15 protein-coding genes are annotated in these 15860 nt (G+C 73.4%); 7 read left to right on the top strand and 8 right to left on the bottom strand.

Features of this window, described 5'->3' with window-relative positions; all coding sequences use genetic code 11:
- The first annotated feature begins 156 nt into the window (after positions 1 to 156).
- Both ACSNN8_RS28120 and ACSNN8_RS28115 read left to right on the top strand, forming a co-directional pair.
- On the top strand, positions 157 to 810 hold the full coding sequence (locus ACSNN8_RS28120) for a VOC family protein (protein WP_436652695.1): 654 nt from the start codon (positions 157 to 159) through the stop codon (positions 808 to 810).
- A gap of 254 nt (positions 811 to 1064) precedes the next feature.
- Positions 1065 to 1397: a hypothetical protein gene (locus ACSNN8_RS28115; RefSeq protein ID WP_436655446.1), complete on the top strand. Its 333-nt coding sequence runs from the start codon at positions 1065 to 1067 to the stop codon at positions 1395 to 1397.
- Here ACSNN8_RS28115 and ACSNN8_RS28110 read toward each other — a convergent pair.
- Positions 1375 to 2535 carry an MFS transporter gene (locus ACSNN8_RS28110; protein ID WP_436652693.1) on the bottom strand — a complete coding sequence of 387 codons (1161 nt, stop codon included), beginning with the start codon at positions 2533 to 2535 and terminating at the stop codon, positions 1375 to 1377. The genes ACSNN8_RS28115 and ACSNN8_RS28110 overlap by 23 nt on opposite strands.
- Before the next feature lie 80 nt (positions 2536 to 2615).
- Between ACSNN8_RS28110 and ACSNN8_RS28105 the strand changes: the two genes are divergently transcribed.
- Positions 2616 to 3056, top strand: a complete 441-nt coding sequence (locus ACSNN8_RS28105; protein WP_436652691.1) for a MarR family winged helix-turn-helix transcriptional regulator — start codon at positions 2616 to 2618, stop codon at positions 3054 to 3056.
- Between the two features lie 31 nt (positions 3057 to 3087).
- Here ACSNN8_RS28105 and ACSNN8_RS28100 read toward each other — a convergent pair whose 3' ends face one another.
- Complete coding sequence (locus tag ACSNN8_RS28100; RefSeq protein ID WP_436652689.1) at positions 3088 to 3570, bottom strand: NADPH-dependent FMN reductase; 483 nt, start codon at positions 3568 to 3570, stop codon at positions 3088 to 3090.
- Positions 3571 to 3750: 180 nt separating this feature from the next.
- Between ACSNN8_RS28100 and ACSNN8_RS28095 the strand changes: the two genes are divergently transcribed.
- A complete protein-coding gene (locus tag ACSNN8_RS28095) occupies positions 3751 to 4488 on the top strand; it encodes an SDR family oxidoreductase (protein WP_436652687.1) in 738 nt (245 codons plus the stop codon).
- A gap of 12 nt (positions 4489 to 4500) precedes the next feature.
- Here the strand turns inward: ACSNN8_RS28095 and ACSNN8_RS28090 are convergent, their stop codons facing one another.
- Genes ACSNN8_RS28090 through ACSNN8_RS28075 form a run of 4 tightly spaced genes read right to left on the bottom strand, consistent with a single transcriptional unit; the run spans position 4501 to position 10216 of the window.
- Positions 4501 to 5370, bottom strand: coding sequence for an RNA polymerase sigma-70 factor (locus tag ACSNN8_RS28090; protein WP_436652685.1), 870 nt, complete (start codon positions 5368 to 5370; stop codon positions 4501 to 4503).
- 29 nt (positions 5371 to 5399) lie between these two features.
- Positions 5400 to 7121: a vWA domain-containing protein gene (locus ACSNN8_RS28085; RefSeq protein ID WP_436652684.1), complete on the bottom strand. Its 1722-nt coding sequence runs from the start codon at positions 7119 to 7121 to the stop codon at positions 5400 to 5402.
- On the bottom strand, positions 7118 to 7918 hold the full coding sequence (locus ACSNN8_RS28080; protein ID WP_436652682.1) for a hypothetical protein: 801 nt from the start codon (positions 7916 to 7918) through the stop codon (positions 7118 to 7120). The genes ACSNN8_RS28085 and ACSNN8_RS28080 overlap by 4 nt, the downstream gene beginning before the upstream one ends.
- A gap of 15 nt (positions 7919 to 7933) precedes the next feature.
- Positions 7934 to 10216, bottom strand: coding sequence for a putative bifunctional diguanylate cyclase/phosphodiesterase (locus tag ACSNN8_RS28075; RefSeq protein WP_436652681.1), 2283 nt, complete (start codon positions 10214 to 10216; stop codon positions 7934 to 7936).
- A gap of 215 nt (positions 10217 to 10431) precedes the next feature.
- Here ACSNN8_RS28075 and ACSNN8_RS28070 point away from each other — a divergent pair, with 215 nt between their 5' ends.
- The 3 genes from ACSNN8_RS28070 to ACSNN8_RS28060 all read left to right on the top strand — a co-directional run bounded on the left by ACSNN8_RS28070 (position 10432) and on the right by ACSNN8_RS28060 (position 13779).
- Positions 10432 to 10983 (top strand): snapalysin family zinc-dependent metalloprotease, encoded by a 552-nt coding sequence (locus ACSNN8_RS28070; protein WP_436652679.1) that lies wholly within the window; start codon positions 10432 to 10434, stop codon positions 10981 to 10983.
- A gap of 168 nt (positions 10984 to 11151) precedes the next feature.
- Positions 11152 to 13173 (top strand): ATP-binding protein, encoded by a 2022-nt coding sequence (locus ACSNN8_RS28065; protein WP_436652678.1) that lies wholly within the window; start codon positions 11152 to 11154, stop codon positions 13171 to 13173.
- A 63-nt stretch (positions 13174 to 13236) separates the two neighbouring features.
- Complete coding sequence (locus ACSNN8_RS28060; RefSeq protein WP_436652677.1) at positions 13237 to 13779, top strand: dihydrofolate reductase family protein; 543 nt, start codon at positions 13237 to 13239, stop codon at positions 13777 to 13779.
- Positions 13780 to 13986: 207 nt separating this feature from the next.
- On the opposite strand, the gene ACSNN8_RS28055 is transcribed toward ACSNN8_RS28060, so the two are convergent.
- Both ACSNN8_RS28055 and ACSNN8_RS28050 read right to left on the bottom strand, forming a co-directional pair.
- The gene (locus ACSNN8_RS28055; protein ID WP_436652675.1) at positions 13987 to 14838 is read right to left on the bottom strand and encodes an ABC transporter permease; all 852 of its coding nucleotides are present in this window, start codon (positions 14836 to 14838) and stop codon (positions 13987 to 13989) included.
- On the bottom strand, positions 14835 to 15800 hold the full coding sequence (locus ACSNN8_RS28050; RefSeq protein WP_436652673.1) for an ATP-binding cassette domain-containing protein: 966 nt from the start codon (positions 15798 to 15800) through the stop codon (positions 14835 to 14837). Before ACSNN8_RS28050 ends, ACSNN8_RS28055 begins: the two co-directional genes overlap by 4 nt.
- Positions 15801 to 15860 lie beyond the last annotated feature (60 nt).

The following is a 15860-nucleotide window of genomic DNA, read 5'->3' as shown; positions in this document are numbered from 1 at the left end:
CGCCCCTCGGGCATCGCCGGACCCGCCCGCGTAGCCCGCCCCTCCGGCATCGCCGGACCCGCCCGCGTCGCCTGCGCCGGGGGGCCAGGGAGCGTCTCGGCGGGTCCGGCCGGCCGTTTCGTGCCGGTGGGGACCGGATGGGACAGGATCGAGGTCATGACGACTCTCACCGGGCAGCAGATCGCGGACGCCGGCCTGGACGGCTGGGCCTGCCTCGGCTCACGCCTGCAGACCCGGATCGCCACCGGCGACTTCGCGGCCGGGCTGGCCCTGGTCGCCGCCATCGGCGCCGCCGCCCAGCAGGCGGGGCACCATCCGGACGTCGACCTGCGGCCCGCCCACGTCGACGTCCGGTTGACCAGCCACGACGAGCAGGGCGTGACCGAGCGCGACGTCGAGCTGGCACGGACCATCACCGCCCTGGCCGCCGCCACCGGCCTGCGTCCGGGAAAGTCCGGGGTGTCCCGGCTGGACATCGCGCTCGACACGCCGGACCGGCAGCGGGTGTTGCCGTTCTGGCAGGCGGTGTTCGGCATGGTCCCCGCGGACGACCCCGAGCTGGGCATCGACCTGCACGACCCGGCGGACGTGCTGCCCAGGCTGTGGTTCCAGCACTCCGGCGACGAGGAGCCGCGCCAGCGCTGGCATCACGACCTGGTGATCGACCCGGCCGAGGTCCAGCCGCGGATCGCCGCCGCCGTCGCCGCGGGCGGCCGTCTGGTCAGCGACGCGGATGCGCCGTCGTTCTGGGTGCTGGAGGACCCGGAGGGCAACAAGGTCTGTCTGTGCACTTGGCAGGGCCGTGACTAGGGACGTCCCCACATGCGCCTTGTCGCAAAGGCGGCTGTCGCGTGGCCGTGACCCGTCGTTCCGTCACTGAGGGCGTCCCGAGGCGATGATCCAGCACCCGGGGCGCCCTCAGGCATGTCCGGATGCCCCGCGGTGTGGCCCGGATCATCGGCGGGCGTGGCGGCCGGGTGGGTCCGGCGGCGGCTGCCTACCGTGGGAGGCCGGAATCGGGTGGCGAGGGGTGATCGGTGAGCGGGACCGTCGAGGGTTGCACGCTGACCGTGTGCCGCGACTGCTGCTGCGGCAACGCGCTCAAGCACCCGTCGGTCGACCACGACGCCCAGCTCGACCGGCTGCGCACGGCGCTGACCCCGCAGCACCGGGTCCGTACGAGCCAGTGCCTCGACGTCTGCGCCGAGGCGAACGTGATGGTGGTGCACCCGACCCCCGCGGCGCGGCGGCGGGGAGCCACGCCGGTGTGGTTCGGGCTGGTGCTCAGCGACGCCGTCGAGGCGGACCTGGTGGCCTGGGTCGAGGCGGGCGGTCCGGGTGTGGCCGCCATTCCGCCGGTGCTGGACCTGTCGGTCATCCCGGCGCCCGGGCGCTGACGGTCCGCGTCGTCCGGACCGGGATCGCGACCGCCGCCAGCAGCGGGAAGAGCACCGTCGCGGCGAAGGCGGTCCCGTACCCGGTGGCGCCGATCAGGGCGGCCATGGCCGGCGGCGTGGCGGTGCCCACCGCGTTCTGTGCGGTGTTCTGGATGCCGAGCGCCCGACCGGCCCAGCCCCGGCCCGCGTACTCGGCGACCGCGGTGAACGCGAGACCGTTGGGCCCGACGGTCAGCACCGCCGCCGCCAGCAGCGCGGCCACCGAGACCGCCGCTCCGCTCGTGGCCGCCAGGACGCCCATGGCGGCCGCGATGACCAGGGCGATCACACGCATCGGGCCGGTCCGCGAGCCGGCCCGGTCGGACCACCAGCCCGCGGCGAGCCGCATCAGCGCCCCGGCGGCCTGGCCGACCGCCAGCACCCGGCCGGCGGCGTCGGGCTGCCATCCGTGCGCCTCCACCAGGAACACGAGCGCGAACGTCGCCACGGTGAACTGCGGGACGATCAGCAGCGCGCTGGCCAGGTGGATCCGCCACAGCGCCGGCGTGCGGTAGGGCGAGCCGGCGGGCGCGTCGCCGGTGGCGCCCGACGCGGCCGGGTCGCGCACCAGGACGGCGACGAGCACGGCGGCGATCAGGCAGAACAGCCCTAGGAAGGTGAGGGCGCCGGCGACCGCGAGCACCGGCAGGACCAGGGCGGCAACCGCGACGCCGAGCGGCTGGGCCGTCTGCCGCAGGCCCATCGCCAGGCCCCGCTCGTGGGCCGCGAACCAGCCCAGGATCAGCCTGCCGCTGGAGGCGTGCACGGCCGCGCCCGCCGCGCCCGCGAGGAAGAACGCCACGCCCAGCCCCACCGCGCCGTGCAGCCGCGTCGCCACCAGCAGGATGACGCCGGCCAGGGCGAGCCCGGTGGTCATCGCGAGGCGTTCCCCGCGGCGGTCGGCGACCGCGCCCCAGGCGATGAGGGTGGTGAGCAGCCCGGCGGTGGGGGCGGCGGCGAGCAGCCCGGCCGCCGGCAGCGAGAGGCCCGCGTCGCGGACCGCCGGGATCAGGTACGGCAGCCCGTACTGGAACGCGGATCCGGCGGTCATCGCCGTCATCCCGATCGCCAGGACCGTCCAGCGGCGGTTGGTCGCCATGGCCCCTCCTCAGCATGCTGATGGTTATCAGATGCCTGATAGCTAACAGCACACTGAGCCCCTCGGCTACAGTGAGTGGCGTGCATTACTCGGAGCGGCTGCTGGGCTATGTCAAGCGGGCGGAGCAGACCACCCAGGCGGCGAAGGAGCGGGCGCTGCGCGAGTTCGGGCTGACCCCGGCGCAGCAGACCGCGCTGGCGGTGCTCTCCGACCATCAGGGCATCACGGCGGCCCAGCTGGCCCGCGAGTGCGCGGTCACGCCGCAGACGATGAACAGCACGCTGAGCCGCCTGGAGAAGGCGGGCCTGATCGCCCGGGCGCCGCATCCGATGCACGGCACGCTGGTCGAGATCCGGACCACCGAGGCCGGGCGTTCGCTGTTCGCCCGGGCCGACGCGCGGGTCGCCGAGCTCGACGCGGCCCTGAGCGACGAGTTCACGCCGGGCGAGCTCAAGACGCTGAGGGCGATGCTGGACCGCGTCGCCGCGGCCGCCCGGCGGCAGGAGGGATCGAGGGCGTGACGCCGTCCCACCCGGTCCTCCCGGCGCGGGATCAGGCGATGAGCGCCGCCGTGTACTGGTCGGCCACGGCGGCGGGTTCGGCCAGCTCGGGCCCGACGGCGGTCAGTCCGAAGTCGACCACGTCCGCGCCCAGCTCGCGCAGCAGGCGGGCCAGGAACGCCTCCGCGGTGTCGGCCTGGCTCTGGCTCTCGGCGGTGACCACGGGGACGGCCAGCACGCCCGCGAGGGCGTTGGCCGGCAGCTGGTCGAGCAGCACCTTGAGCGCGCCGGAGAACGTGCCCCGGTAGGTGGGCGTCGCCACGATCAGCAGTGCGGCGTCCTGCACCTCCATGAGCGCCGCCCCGGTGGCGCCGTCGGCGGGGGTGAGCAGGCCGGGACCGAGCTCCGCGACGTCGACCGTCACGAACGAGCCGTCGCCGCGGCTGCGGGCGAACCGTTCGCCCAGTTCCGTGGCCAGCCGCAACGTCCTCGACCCGGGGCGGGGGTGACCCGAGATCACAACCACGTCCGGCATGGGCGCCTCCTCGATGCATCGGCTTCCCGCCATCATCCGGGGTTGGCACCCCAGATCGCCATACGTCAAGAGCAGGTAACTCTGCGTGACAACCGCGCCCCGATCCAAAAGCCTGTCACAACCGCGGAGGCTGTCCGGTCTCAGCTGCCGACCGAACACACCACGAAGGGTGGGACACACATGAGAATCGCCGTGCTGGGTGGGACCGGGCTCATCGGCTCGCAGGTCGTCGCGCTGCTGCGGGAGGACGGGCACGACGCCGTGCCGCTGTCGCCGAGCAGCGGGGTCGACGTCATCACGGGCGACGGGCTCGACCGCGGGCTCGAGGGCGCCGACGCGGTGGTCAACCTCACCAACTCGCCGACGTTCGACGAGGCTTCGATCGACTTCTTCCGTACGTCGATGGGGAACATGCTGGCGGCCGCCGAGCGCGGCGGCGTCCGCCACGCGGTCGTCCTGTCGATCGTCGGCGTCGACCGGGTGCCGCTGGACTACTACCGGGCCAAGGTGCTGCAGGAGGAGCTGCTGCGCAACGGGCCCGTGCCGTGGTCGATCGTGCGGGCCACGCAGTTCTTCGAGTTCGTCGGCTCCGTGCTGTCGTGGACCTCCGACGAGCACACCGTACGGCTGCCCGCCACACCGGTGCAGCCGCTCGCGTCGGCCGACATCGCCCGCGCGGTCGCCGAGGTGGCCGCCGGCGAACCGCTGCGCGCCATCCGCAACGTGGCCGGTCCGGAGGTGTTCACCCTGGACGAGCTGGGCCGGATCGCGCTGGAGGCCGGGGGCGACGAGCGTACGGTCGTGGTCGACCCGACGGCGGGCCTGTTCGCCGCGGTCGAGGGTGACGTGCTGACCGCCGGGGGCGACGCCGTGATCGCGAAGACCACGTTCCGCGAGTGGCTGGCCCGCAAGGGGTAGCCGCCCGCGGGCTCAGCGGAACGTCGTCAGCTTCTGCTGGTTCATCACCCACAGCAGCTGCTCGATGCCGTCGTCCGAGGCGTCGATCGTCAGGACCGCCACCACGTCGCCGCCGCGCCGCAGGACCACGCCGGGCCGGCCGTTCGTGGTGGCGGGCTCGGGCTCGAGGCCGTCCCACCACCAGCCCGAGAACGCCGCGATGAACCGCGCCACGCGGGCCGCGCCGGACACCACCTTGCGGGCGGCGTGCCGGGCGCCGTTGCCGTCGGTGATGCTGGCCACGTCGGCCGCGAAGAGCTGCTCCAGCGCGGCGAGGTCCCCGGTGCGCGCCGCCGCGATGAAGGTGGTGAGCAGCTGCTTCTGGGCGGCCGTGGACACCCGGGCCTTGCGCTCGCCGGTGACGTGCCGGCGGGCGCGCGACACGAGCTGGCGGACCGCGGGCTCGGTGCTGCGCAGGATCTCCGCGATCTGCCCGTACGGGTAGTCGAAGGCCTCGCGGAGCACGTAGGCCGCACGCTCGGTGGGCGTCAGCTTCTCGAGCAGCACCAGCACGGCGAATTCGAGCGCGTCGCCGGTCTCGGCCCCCAGGTAGGGATCGGCGCCGGTGTCGACCGGCTCGGGCAGCCACGGCCCGATGTACGTCTCCCGGCGTACGCGTGCCGACTGCAGGTGGTTGATCGCCAGCCGCGTGGTCGTCGTCGCGAGGAACGCGCCCGGGTTCTCCACCGTGTCCCGGTCGTACGCCTGCCAGCGCAGCCACACGTCCTGCACGAGGTCCTCGGCCTCGGTCACGCTCCCCAGCATCCGATAGGCGATGCCGAACAGCCGCGGCCGCACCTCGGTGAACACCCGCGCCGCCCCATCGAGATCCCCCGTCCCCATGCCGCCATCCTTCCCTGTCGCGCCGGTGGTCAGATCGGGGCGCCGCCGAGCTGGTCGAAGATCTGCTTGACGATGCCGCGGATGTGGTCGGCCGAGGAGCGGCCGCGTTGCGAGGGCAGGGGAGTGGGGCAGTCGGGGCGGTCGGAGATGCAGTAGACCCAGCGCTTCTCGTCCTGGTCGAGGCGCGCGGGGCGGGCGGTCGCGCGGCAGTCCGAGGGCAGGGTGCTGTAGATGCGGTCGACCACGCACAGCGGCTTGGCGCCGACCAGGACGAAGAAGACCTGCACGCCGCTCTGGCGGTACCTGCGGATGCGCTCGGTGTCGCGCTGCTGCTCGCGGGTGCTGCCGGCGCCGGCCTGCTCGCCGTCGGTGATGACGATCAGCGCCTGCTTGCGGGGGTTGTCGGCGTTGACGCCGACCTCGTCGCGGACCAGGTCGGCGGTCTCGCGCACGGCCTCGATCACGGGGCTGCCGCCGCTGCGGCGGACCACCTCGGGCACGGTCAGCCGGGTCGGGTCGCCGAAGCCGCCCGCGGTCAACGGCTCGTACACCGCTCCGGCGCTGCCGGGGAAGCCGAAGAACGCCACCCGGTCGGTGGCGGACAGGCTGCGCAGGGCGGTGGTCATGGCCTCGGCGACCTGCCGCTTGTAGGGGTCGGTCGAGCCGGACTGGTCGATCGTGATGGCCAGGCTGATCCGCTTGCGCAGCGTCTCGCGCCAGCGGTCCAGCACGGCCCGTACGACCGGGCCGTCGCGGCGGGTGAGCGGATGCCCGGCCGTGCCCGCGTCGAAGCCGGCCCCGCCCAGCGCGTCCTGCCACCGGTCGCCGGTCATCGTCCGGAAGAACGCCGTGGCCAGGTCGTGCTTGCGGTCGTCGAGGCCCGGGCGCAGCAGGAACGGGTGGTCGAGCGTCGGGTCGGGGCCGGCCAGGTCCACCGCGCGGTAGTAGTGGCCGAGGTCGGGGAACCCCTCGTACACCGCCTTCTCGACGATCATGGCGTTCGGCAGCCCGGCCACGTCGACGGGCGGCCGGAACGAGCCGAGGTAGTCCACGATCTCGCCGGGGTACGAGGCCACCGACCGCTCGAGGGGCGCGGCCAGCGCGTCGAGCTTGCCCGCGCGCACGTCGTCGGCGGAGATGCCGCTGCCGCCCCCGGCCGCGGCCTCGAAGGCCAGGATCGTGGCCATCGCGCCCGAGGTGGAGTTGAGCGCGTTCTCCTTGACCAGCCCGAGGCGGCCCGCGGCGGCCTGCTCGGCGAGCGCGTGCCAGGTCGTGGAGCCGGCGCCGCCCAGCTCCGCGGCGAGCGGCGAGCCGACCTTCACGTACAGCCGCATCGTGCTGGTGGTGAACGAGCCCAGGCTGTCGTCGTACCGGCCGCGGCCCTGATCGAGCAGCGAGTTCCAGAACGAGTCGGTGGGCAGCCACACGTCCGGCAGGTCGGTGACGTCGTCGCGGTCGAGCGAGCCGGCGATCGCCTGCTGCGCGTAGCCGGAGCTGATCGGCACGACGTCGACGCACCCGTACGTCCTGGCGGCCTGTTGCAGCACGCCGAGCCGACCGTCGTCGCCGGTCGCCGGGATCGGGCGCGCCAGGCCGGGCTCGGTCGACGACCAGACGGTGATCGAGGTGCCGTGGCAGGGGTCGCCGGAGGGCAGCACGAGCTGGCCGAGGCCGTAGACGACGATCGCCCCGACCAGCACCCCCACCAGGTCGGCGAGGTAGCGGCCGCCGCGGACGGGATCCATGCTCACCTCAGGAACGACACGGTGGACGCGACCCGGGCCAGGTAGGCGATCGCCCCGCACGCCAGCGACAGCAGCAGGACCGTGGCGAACGAGCTCGCGGCGCCGACGACCGAGATCCGTACGGCGAAGTAGAGCGAGGCGGCCACGGCCACGGCCGCGCCCACCGCGAACGAGCGCGGGTCGAGCAGGCTGTCGAGATAGCGCGACTGCCGGTGTTCGAGGCGGCGGACCTCGCGCACCGCCGTGGCGACCTCGCGGGCCAGCTCGGCCGGCTCGTTCGGCAACTGTTGCGGGTTGTGCTGCAGCACGAGCCTGCGGAGCCGGCCGATCGGGCTGTCGTCGTCGCGGTAGTTCGTGTCCTCGTGGCCGAGGCTCCAGCCGCGCTGGCCCTTGCGGACCATCCACAGCCGCAGCCTCGGACCGCTGTGGTGGTCGAGGGCCGAGACGAGCTCGCGGTGGCTGTCCGACTCGCCGTTGCTCGCCCCGTACTGCCAGGCGTACAGGCCGACGAACATCGTCGCGTCGCGGATCTGCTGCTCGGGCGGCTCGATGTCCGATCGCTCGACGAGGACGACCGGGTCCCGGCTCAGCCGCTCGCGGATCGCCGCGCGGTGCTCGGCCAGCTCGTCCCAGGTGGACCCGAGATAGACCGTCACGGGCCGTCGCGCCGACTCGCGCAGCCGGCGGAACGGCCACGAGACCGTCGTGACCAGAACGGTCACGGCGAGCGTGCCCAGGTAGGAGCCGAGGTTGTCGGTGATGTGCCGCCACAGGCCGGAAAGCACGATCGAGCCTCCACGCATCAGTGGAGGTCAATCCTAGGCGGCCGCTGCCACCACCGGGTCGCCGGCGAACAGGCCCTCGAGCGCGGCCGCGGGCATCGGGCGGCCGAACAGGTAGCCCTGCGCGAAGCGGTAGCCGGCCTCGTGCAGCCGTTCGGCCTGCGCCGGGGTCTCGACGCCCTCGGCGACGGCCTGGATGCCGAAGTCGTCGGTGAAGCCCAGCAGGTTGCGCACGATGATCTCACCGGCCCGGCCGGCGGTCGCGCCGCTGACGAACGACTTGTCCACCTTGAGGACGTCGACCGGGCAGTCGAGCAGCAGGCTGAGCGAGGAGTGGCCGGTGCCGAAGTCGTCGAGGGCGATGCCCACGCCCAGGGCCTTGAGGCGGTGCACCTGCTCGACGGCGATGTCGGCGGTCAGCACGGCGGTCTCAGTGACCTCCAGCATGAGGCGCTGCGGCTCCAGTCCGCTGTCGCGCAGCAGCGCGGCGACGCGGTCGACGAACTCCGGGTCGGCGAGCTGGCGGGCCGACACGTTCACGCTGACCCGCCGCGGCGCGCGGTCTCCGAGCCGGTCGCGCCACTCGACGGACTGGCGTACGGCCTGCTCCAGCACCCAGTCGCCGATCTGCACGATGAAGCCGTTGCGCTCGGCGAGCGGGATGAACGCGTCCGGCCCGAGCAGGCCCCGGTCGGGGTGCTGCCAGCGGATCAGCATCTCGGCCCCGGCGGGGGCGCCGGCCGGCAGCGTGACGATGGGCTGGTAGAGGGCGACGAGCTCGCCCGCGGGCAGGGCGCGGCGCAGCTCGGCGGCGAGACGCGCGGCCTCGTCGGCGGCCCGGTCCATCTCGGCGGCGAACCAGTGCCAGCCGTCGCCGCCCGCGCTCTTCGCCGCGTACATGGCGACGTCGGCGCGGCGCAGCAACTCCGCGGGCTCGTCGCCGGGGCGGGCCGTCGTGACGCCGACGCTCGCGGCGGTGACCACGGCGTGCCCGGCCAGCTCGGACGGCGCGCCGACCGCCCCGGTCACCCGGCCCAGCAGGTCCTCGATGTCGCCGCCGGGCAGCACCAGGATGAATTCGTCGCCGCCGAGCCGCGCGACGAACCCGGCGTCGCCCACCACCTCGGTGAGCCGCCGGCCCGTGACGCCGATGAGCAGGTCGCCGACGTGGTGCCCGAGCCGGTCGTTGACGTCCTTGAAGTCGTCCAGGTCGATCATGGCGACGTGGAAGCGGTCGCCCTCGGCGAGCCGGCCCTCGAGGTGCTGCGCCAGCAGTGCGCGGTTCGCCAGGCCGGTCAGACTGTCGTGGGTGGCCTGGTGGGTGAGCCGCTCCTGGTAGCCGCCGAGCTCGTCGAGCAGCCGGTTGTTGTCGCGCAGCGCCAGGATCTGCCGCACCACCACCAGCGCGGTGAGGACGACGGCGGCGATCTGCATGGTGATGGTCTCGGTCGCGTCGCCCGTGCCGGTGGACAGCAGCAGGATGTCCGTGACCGCCACCGCCACGTACGGCAGCCAGCTGACCTGCGGGGAGGAGCGTCGCACGGCCGGGGTGCGGATGCCGTTGTGCCACTGGCGGGTGGCGGCCAACGTGATGGTCAGCGCGGCCACCGGCACCGACACGAGGCTCGACGACAGGTAGGGCAGGCCGGCGAGGAACGGCGACAGCCCGCCCAGCCCCGCCGCCGCCGCGCAGCCGACCGCCAGCACCGAGATCGACTGCCGGTCGAGCCGGCCCGCGCCCGCGAAGCCGACCTTGACGAAGGTCGCCATCCCCACGAACGCCGACAGCATGATGGCCAGCATCGGGCCCGCGGAGCCGGTCTGCGCGGTCCACTGCTCGTGGTCGCGCAGCGAGACGTGCCAGACCAGGGCGCCGACGGTCACCAGGACCACGCAGGCGTCCAGGCCGAACCGGATCCAGTCGGCGCGGCTGCGCTGCCACGACGGCAGCCGCAACAGTGCCCAGATCACCAGCGCCAGCACCGCCAGGTAGAGGGCCACGGTCACCGGGGCCAGCCGCTGCGAGGGCGCGTCCCCGCCGACCGCGTCGATCGTGTTGCCGATGGTTCCGCCGACGAAGAAGACGCCAGCGAGCGTGAGGTGCCACCAGAACCGGCTGGTCCCGCGGTCGAGGCGGGGGTCCCGGGCCGTACGGGCACAGGCCACCGCCGCCACGGCCGCGCTCACGGGCAGCGGCAGCCAGCCGATCACCGGGTGGGCGTACTCGTGCACCAGCCCCACGAGCACCCACACCGCGCCGGCCACGACCGGCAGCGCGCCGGCCAGCTCCAGTCCGTGCGCTCGGCACCACCGCCGCATGACGTCCCCGTTCCTCTTCCGATGTCACCGGCGCCCATCGGCCGGTGCCCGGGCGAGTTGAGAACCCGGCCCGGCCCGAAGCGCGCGCCGGCGCGGTGACCCTGATCGCACGCGGGGGAGGACGGAATCGATATGCCCCGAAAGCATCGATGACCATCTTTGGGTCGCTAGGGTCGGGGCCAGGAAATCCCCCCATCCCCCGCAGGAGGGCATCGATGCTTCTTCGACGGTTGGCGGCCGCGCTGTGTGCGGTCGTCGCGATCGGCGGCGTGCAGGTGGCGAGCGCCGGGCCGGCGGCCGCCGCGCCGCGCGTGCTGTATTACGACGCCGGCCAGGCTCAGGAGTTCGTGGCCGTGGTCAACCAGGGTGCGCAGATCTGGAACAGCCGCGCGACGAACGTGCGGCTCGAGCCGGTTCCCGCCGGCCGGACCCCGAACATCCGGGTCTACGCCGACAACAACTGGCCGCGGGCGCAGACGACCTCGCTCGGCAACGGCCGCGTCTGGATGGGCCGGCAAGCGGTCAACCAGGGCTACTACCCGCCGCGGATCGCCGCGCACGAGCTCGGGCACATCCTCGGGCTGCCGGACCGGCGTACGGGACTCTGCTCGGATCTGATGTCGGGCAGCAGCGCGCCGGTCTCGTGCACCAACGCCTATCCGAACGCGCAGGAGCTGGCCACGGTCAACGCCAACTTCCGCGCCTCCGCGACGCTCACGCCCAGGACGTACGTCTGGCAGCCCGCCCTGGCCGGCGCGGCGGGTTAGGAGGCGCGCACCAGCCGCGGCTCGGACAGCCGTGACGCCGCCGGGCCGCCGTGCTCGATCTGATCGAACAGGGCCCCGGCGGCGGTGCGGGCCCGCGGCGGCTCAGCAGCGCCGCGGGAATGCCGAACATTGGGTATGCGCGGCCTCAGGGATTGGTGGCGTCCGGCGGTGACGCCGCTGGTGGTGTGGCTGCTGCTGGTCATCCTGGGCACCGGTGTGCTGCTGTGGCAGCAGAACAACAGCCGCAGGACGGTGGTGCAGCGCTTCGACAACGGCGTGAGCCTGCTGGGCGACTTCATGACCGGCATCGCCACCGGCGTGCTCGAGCGGCAGGGCGTGCAGGCCCGCGCGTCGCTGGCCGACCCGGTGGTGCGGGCCCGCGACTTCGAACGCGCGGTGGCCGGCTTCGGCTATCCCGCGGCCGTGCTGCTCGACGCGCGCGGCCGGGTCCTGCAGGTCGTGCCGGCCGACCCGTCCGTGATCGGCAAGGACATCTCCGGCCGGTACGCGCACCTGCGCACCGCGCTGGACGGCACCCCCGCGGTCTCCGGCGTGGTCGACTCCGCCGCCGAGGGCATCCCCGTCGTCGCGTTCGCCGTGCCGTTCGACACGGCCCAGGGCCGGCGCGTCTTCTCCGGCGCCATCCCGATCAAGGCGAGCCCGCTGGCCTCGTACTTCACCAGCGCCCTCTCGCTGACCGGCGCGCGGATCCAGCTCGCGGACCCCGGCGGCGGCATCGTCGCGGCGACCGAGCCCTTCGCCGCCCGCACCCCGACGCTCGCGACCCAGGACCCGCCGCTGGCCGCCGCGCTGTCGCAGGACCGCGACGGCCGCTACCGCGCCGGCGGGCACTGGTGGCGCTACGCCTCGGTCGCGGTCACGGGCACACCGTGGCGGCTGTCGGCGACCGTACGGGAAGACGTCCTCTACGCCTCGCTCGCGGACAACGAGATCGCGGGACGCGCGGCCCTCGGCGGCGCGGCGGTGGTGGGCCTGGCGGTCGTGCTGGCCGCCGGCCGGGCCCGGGCCAGCCGCCGCCAGCTGCTGCTCAGCGAGCGCCGCTTCCGCAAGGTGTTCGACGGCTCGCGGATCGGCATGGTGCTGGCCGACACCGAGGCGCGCTGCCTGCGGGTCAACCCGGCCGCGTGCCAGATCTTCGGCCTCGCGGAGGCGGAGTTCCTCGGCCGGCGCCTCGAGGACTTCACCCACCCCGGCGACGCCGGGCTGACCGCCGGGCCGATGCGCGACTGCCTGGCCGGGCGGATCGACGGCTTCGACCTCGACAAGCGCTACCTGCGCGCGGACGGCGGGGTCGTCGAGGCCTCCATCACGACCGCGGTGCTGCGCGACGACGAGGACCGGCCGCTGTACTTCGCCACCCAGATCATCGACACGACCGAGCGCCGCGCGCTGGAACGCGAACGCCAGCGCGACCGGGCCGAGCTCGCCCGGCGCGCCGAGGAGCTGCAGGACGCCAACACCCATCTGGCCGACGTGATGGCGATGCTCAGCCACGACGTGCGCCAGCCCCTCGCGAAGATCGTCGGGCTGGGGGAGCTGCTGCTCGAGGAGTGGGCGGACGTCCCCGAACACGTCAAGACCGACGACGTACGCCGGATGACCGTCGCCGGGCACCGCGCGAACGACCTCGTGACCGACATCCTGATGCTCGCCCAGTTCGACGCGGGCGCGATGCTCGCCCGGCCCGTCCGCATCGACATCTCCCACGCCGTACGGGAGGCGGTCACCGCCCACCACGTCGGCGCCGGCACGCCGATCTGCGTGATCGCCCCCGACGAGACCACCGGCCTGGCCGACCCCGGGCAGCTCCAGCTCATCCTCGGCAACCTGCTGACCAACGCCACCAAGTACGGCCGTCCGCCGATCGAGGTCACCGTCGTCAACGCGGAGGAGCAGGTGGCGGTCCGGATCGCCGACCACGGCGAGGGTGTGCCGCCCGACTTCGTGCCGCACCTGTTCGACCGCTTCGCCCGGGCCGGCACCGGCGTCGCCACCACCACGTCGGGCACCGGCCTCGGCCTCTATCTGGTGCGCCAGCTCGCGCAGGCGGGCGGGCTCGACGTCTCGTACGAGCGCAACGAGCCGCACGGCGCCGTCTTCACCGTCACCGTTCCGCGCGCCTCCTCCGGCGCCCGCCGCCGCGACGCCGAGGCCGAGTTCGCCACGTAGCCGGCGCACGTCGGCTCGGCGCCGTCGCGATGAGTTCCGGCCCCGGGCGTGGTCCTACGGGTCATGCGCAAAGTCGTGCTCTACTCCCTGATGTCCCTGGACGGCGTGGCCGAGAGCCCCGACGCCTTCGTCTTCGACTTCGACGGCCCGATGACCGACAACCTCGCCGCGGTGATCGGCCGGCAGGACACGGTGCTGCTGGGCCGCCGGATGTACGACGAATGGGCCGCCTACTGGCCGACGTCCGACGTGCAGCCGTTCGCCGATTTCATCAACACCGTGCAGAAGTACGTCTTCACGAGCACTCCCGTCGACGCGACGTGGGCGGCGACGTCCGTCGTCACGACCGACGCCGCCGCCTTCGTCCGCGACCTGAAGTCCCGGCCCGGCGGCGACATCGGCGTGCACGGCAGCATCCGCCTGGCCCGGTCGCTGCTCTCCGCGGGCGTGATCGACCGGCTGAGCCTGGTCGTCTGTCCGGCGCTGGCCGGCCGCGGCCGCAAGCTCTTCGAGGACGACCGCAAGCTCCAGAGGCTCACGCTGGCCAAGGCGGCCCCGACCCCGTCGGGCGGCCTCCTGCTCGACTACGAGGTCGACCACGCCTGATCCCCGTGCCGCGGCCGCCAGGGATGCCCGCCGGGATGCACAGCCGGGCTCGGGCCGCGGACCGGGCACCGGGCGGCGCGTGCCGGCTGGGCGGGGCGCATCCGACTTCCGCCAGTTGCCCGCACCGGCTGAGGTGTCGCCGTGAGGCGACCTGCCGATGACCGCCGCCCCACCAGCAAGGCGTGGCCTATGCCGGCGGGCCGTCGTTCACTTGCGGTTGTAGAGGCGCATCGTCAGGGTGCCGAAGACGAGGACCAGCACCCCGCTCGCCACGAGCGTCCACACCGTCTCGGCCATGTCGGGCGTGCCGGCCATGATGGAGCGGATCGCGGTGACCAGGTGGCTGATCGGGTTGAGGTCGACGAACGCCTGCAGCCAGCCGGGCATCGTGGCCGGGTCGACGAACACGTTGCTCAGGAAGGTCAGCGGGAACAGCACCAGCATGCTGACGCCCATCACCGATTTCTCCGAGCGCAGGAACAGGCCGAACATCGTCCAGATCCACGAGAACGCGAACGAGAAGACGACCAGCAGCCCGATGCCGCCGAGCACACCGGGCACGCCGCCGCCGGGGCGGAACCCGAGGATCAGGCCGACCACCATGATGGTGGTCGCCGCGAGGATGTAGCGCAGCACGTCGCCGAAGATCATGCCGACCAGGGCGGCGGGCCGCCACACGGGCAGCGTGCGGAAGCGGTCGAACACGCCCCGCTCGATGTCGGTGTTGAGGCCGACGCCCGTGTACATCGTGATCATGACGACGCTGGTGACCATGATGCCGGGCAGGAAGAACTGCAGGTACTCGCGCGTCGAGCCGGCGAGCGCGCCGCCGAACAGGTACGTGAACATCAGCGTCATGATGATCGGGAACGCGGTCACGTCGAACAGCTGCTCGGGCACGTGCTTGATCTTGAGCAGGGCGCGCCAGCCGAAGGTCAGCGACGCGGAGAGGGCGCTGGGCCGCCGCGGTCTGTCGGCCGGCGCCAGCACGGCGCTCAGCGTCTCGCGCGAGGGCGCGTACGCCGCAATGGTCTCGGAGGACTCGGTCGTCGTGCTCATGTCGGCGCCTGCCGGTCGGTCAGGGCCAGGAAGACCTCGTCGAGGCTCGGCTGGCCGAGGGAGAAGTCGTCCACGGTGATGCCGGCCCCGGCCAGCCGGGCCAGGGCCTGCGACGCCATCTCGGCGGCGCCGCGGTCGGAGCCGCCGGCCTCCACACGCGCGGTCAGCGCCACCGGGTCGGCCTCCTGCTGCACGGTCGTGCCGAGCACGGCGGCGAGCTCGCGTTCGGCGGCGGGGCGCTGGGCGGCGTCGCGCAGTCGCACGTGGACGGTGCCCGCGCCGACCGAGGACTTGAGCTGACCGGGGGTGCCCTCGGCGATCACCTTGCCGTGGTCGATCACCGCGATGCGCCCGGCGAGCTGGTCGGCCTCGTCGAGGTATTGCGTCGTGAGCAGGACGGTGGTGCCGTTGGCGACCACGATGCGCACGATGTCCCACACCTGGTTGCGGCTGCGCGGGTCGAGGCCGGTGGTCGGCTCGTCGAGGAACAGCAGGTCGGGCGTGTTGAGGATGCTGGCGCCGATGTCGATGCGCCGCCGCATGCCGCCGGAGTACTTCTTCACCTGCCGGTCGGCCGCCTCGGTGAGCCCGAACGCCGACAGCAGCCGGGCCGCCCGCTCGCGGGCCTGCGCCCTGGAGTAGCCGAGCAGCCGCGCCAGCAGCACGAGATTTTCGGCGCCGGTGAGGTCCTCGTCGACCGAGGCGTACTGCCCGGTGAGGCTCACCCGGCTGCGGACGGCGTCGGCCTCGCGCCGCACGTCGCGGCCGAACACCCGCGCCTCGCCGCCGTCGGGCCGCAACAGCGTGGCGAGCATCCGCACCACAGTGGTCTTGCCCGCGCCGTTGGGCCCGAGCAACCCGTAGACCGTGCCGGGCGGGACCGTCAGATCCACGCCGTCGACGGCTCTCGTGTCCCCGAACTTCTTGACCAGCCCGGCTGTCTCGATGGCCGGTGCGCTCATGGGTCCTCCTTCCCTCGGGTTCGGGCGACATCCTCGCGCAGGGGTATGACACTTTGCTGA

Origin of the sequence: Actinoplanes sp. URMC 104 (assembly GCF_051386375.1) — a bacterium.
In the GTDB taxonomy this organism is placed as follows: domain Bacteria; phylum Actinomycetota; class Actinomycetes; order Mycobacteriales; family Micromonosporaceae; genus Actinoplanes.
Note: the sequence above shows the minus strand (reverse complement) of the source record. Positions and strands in the feature narration are given on the sequence as shown.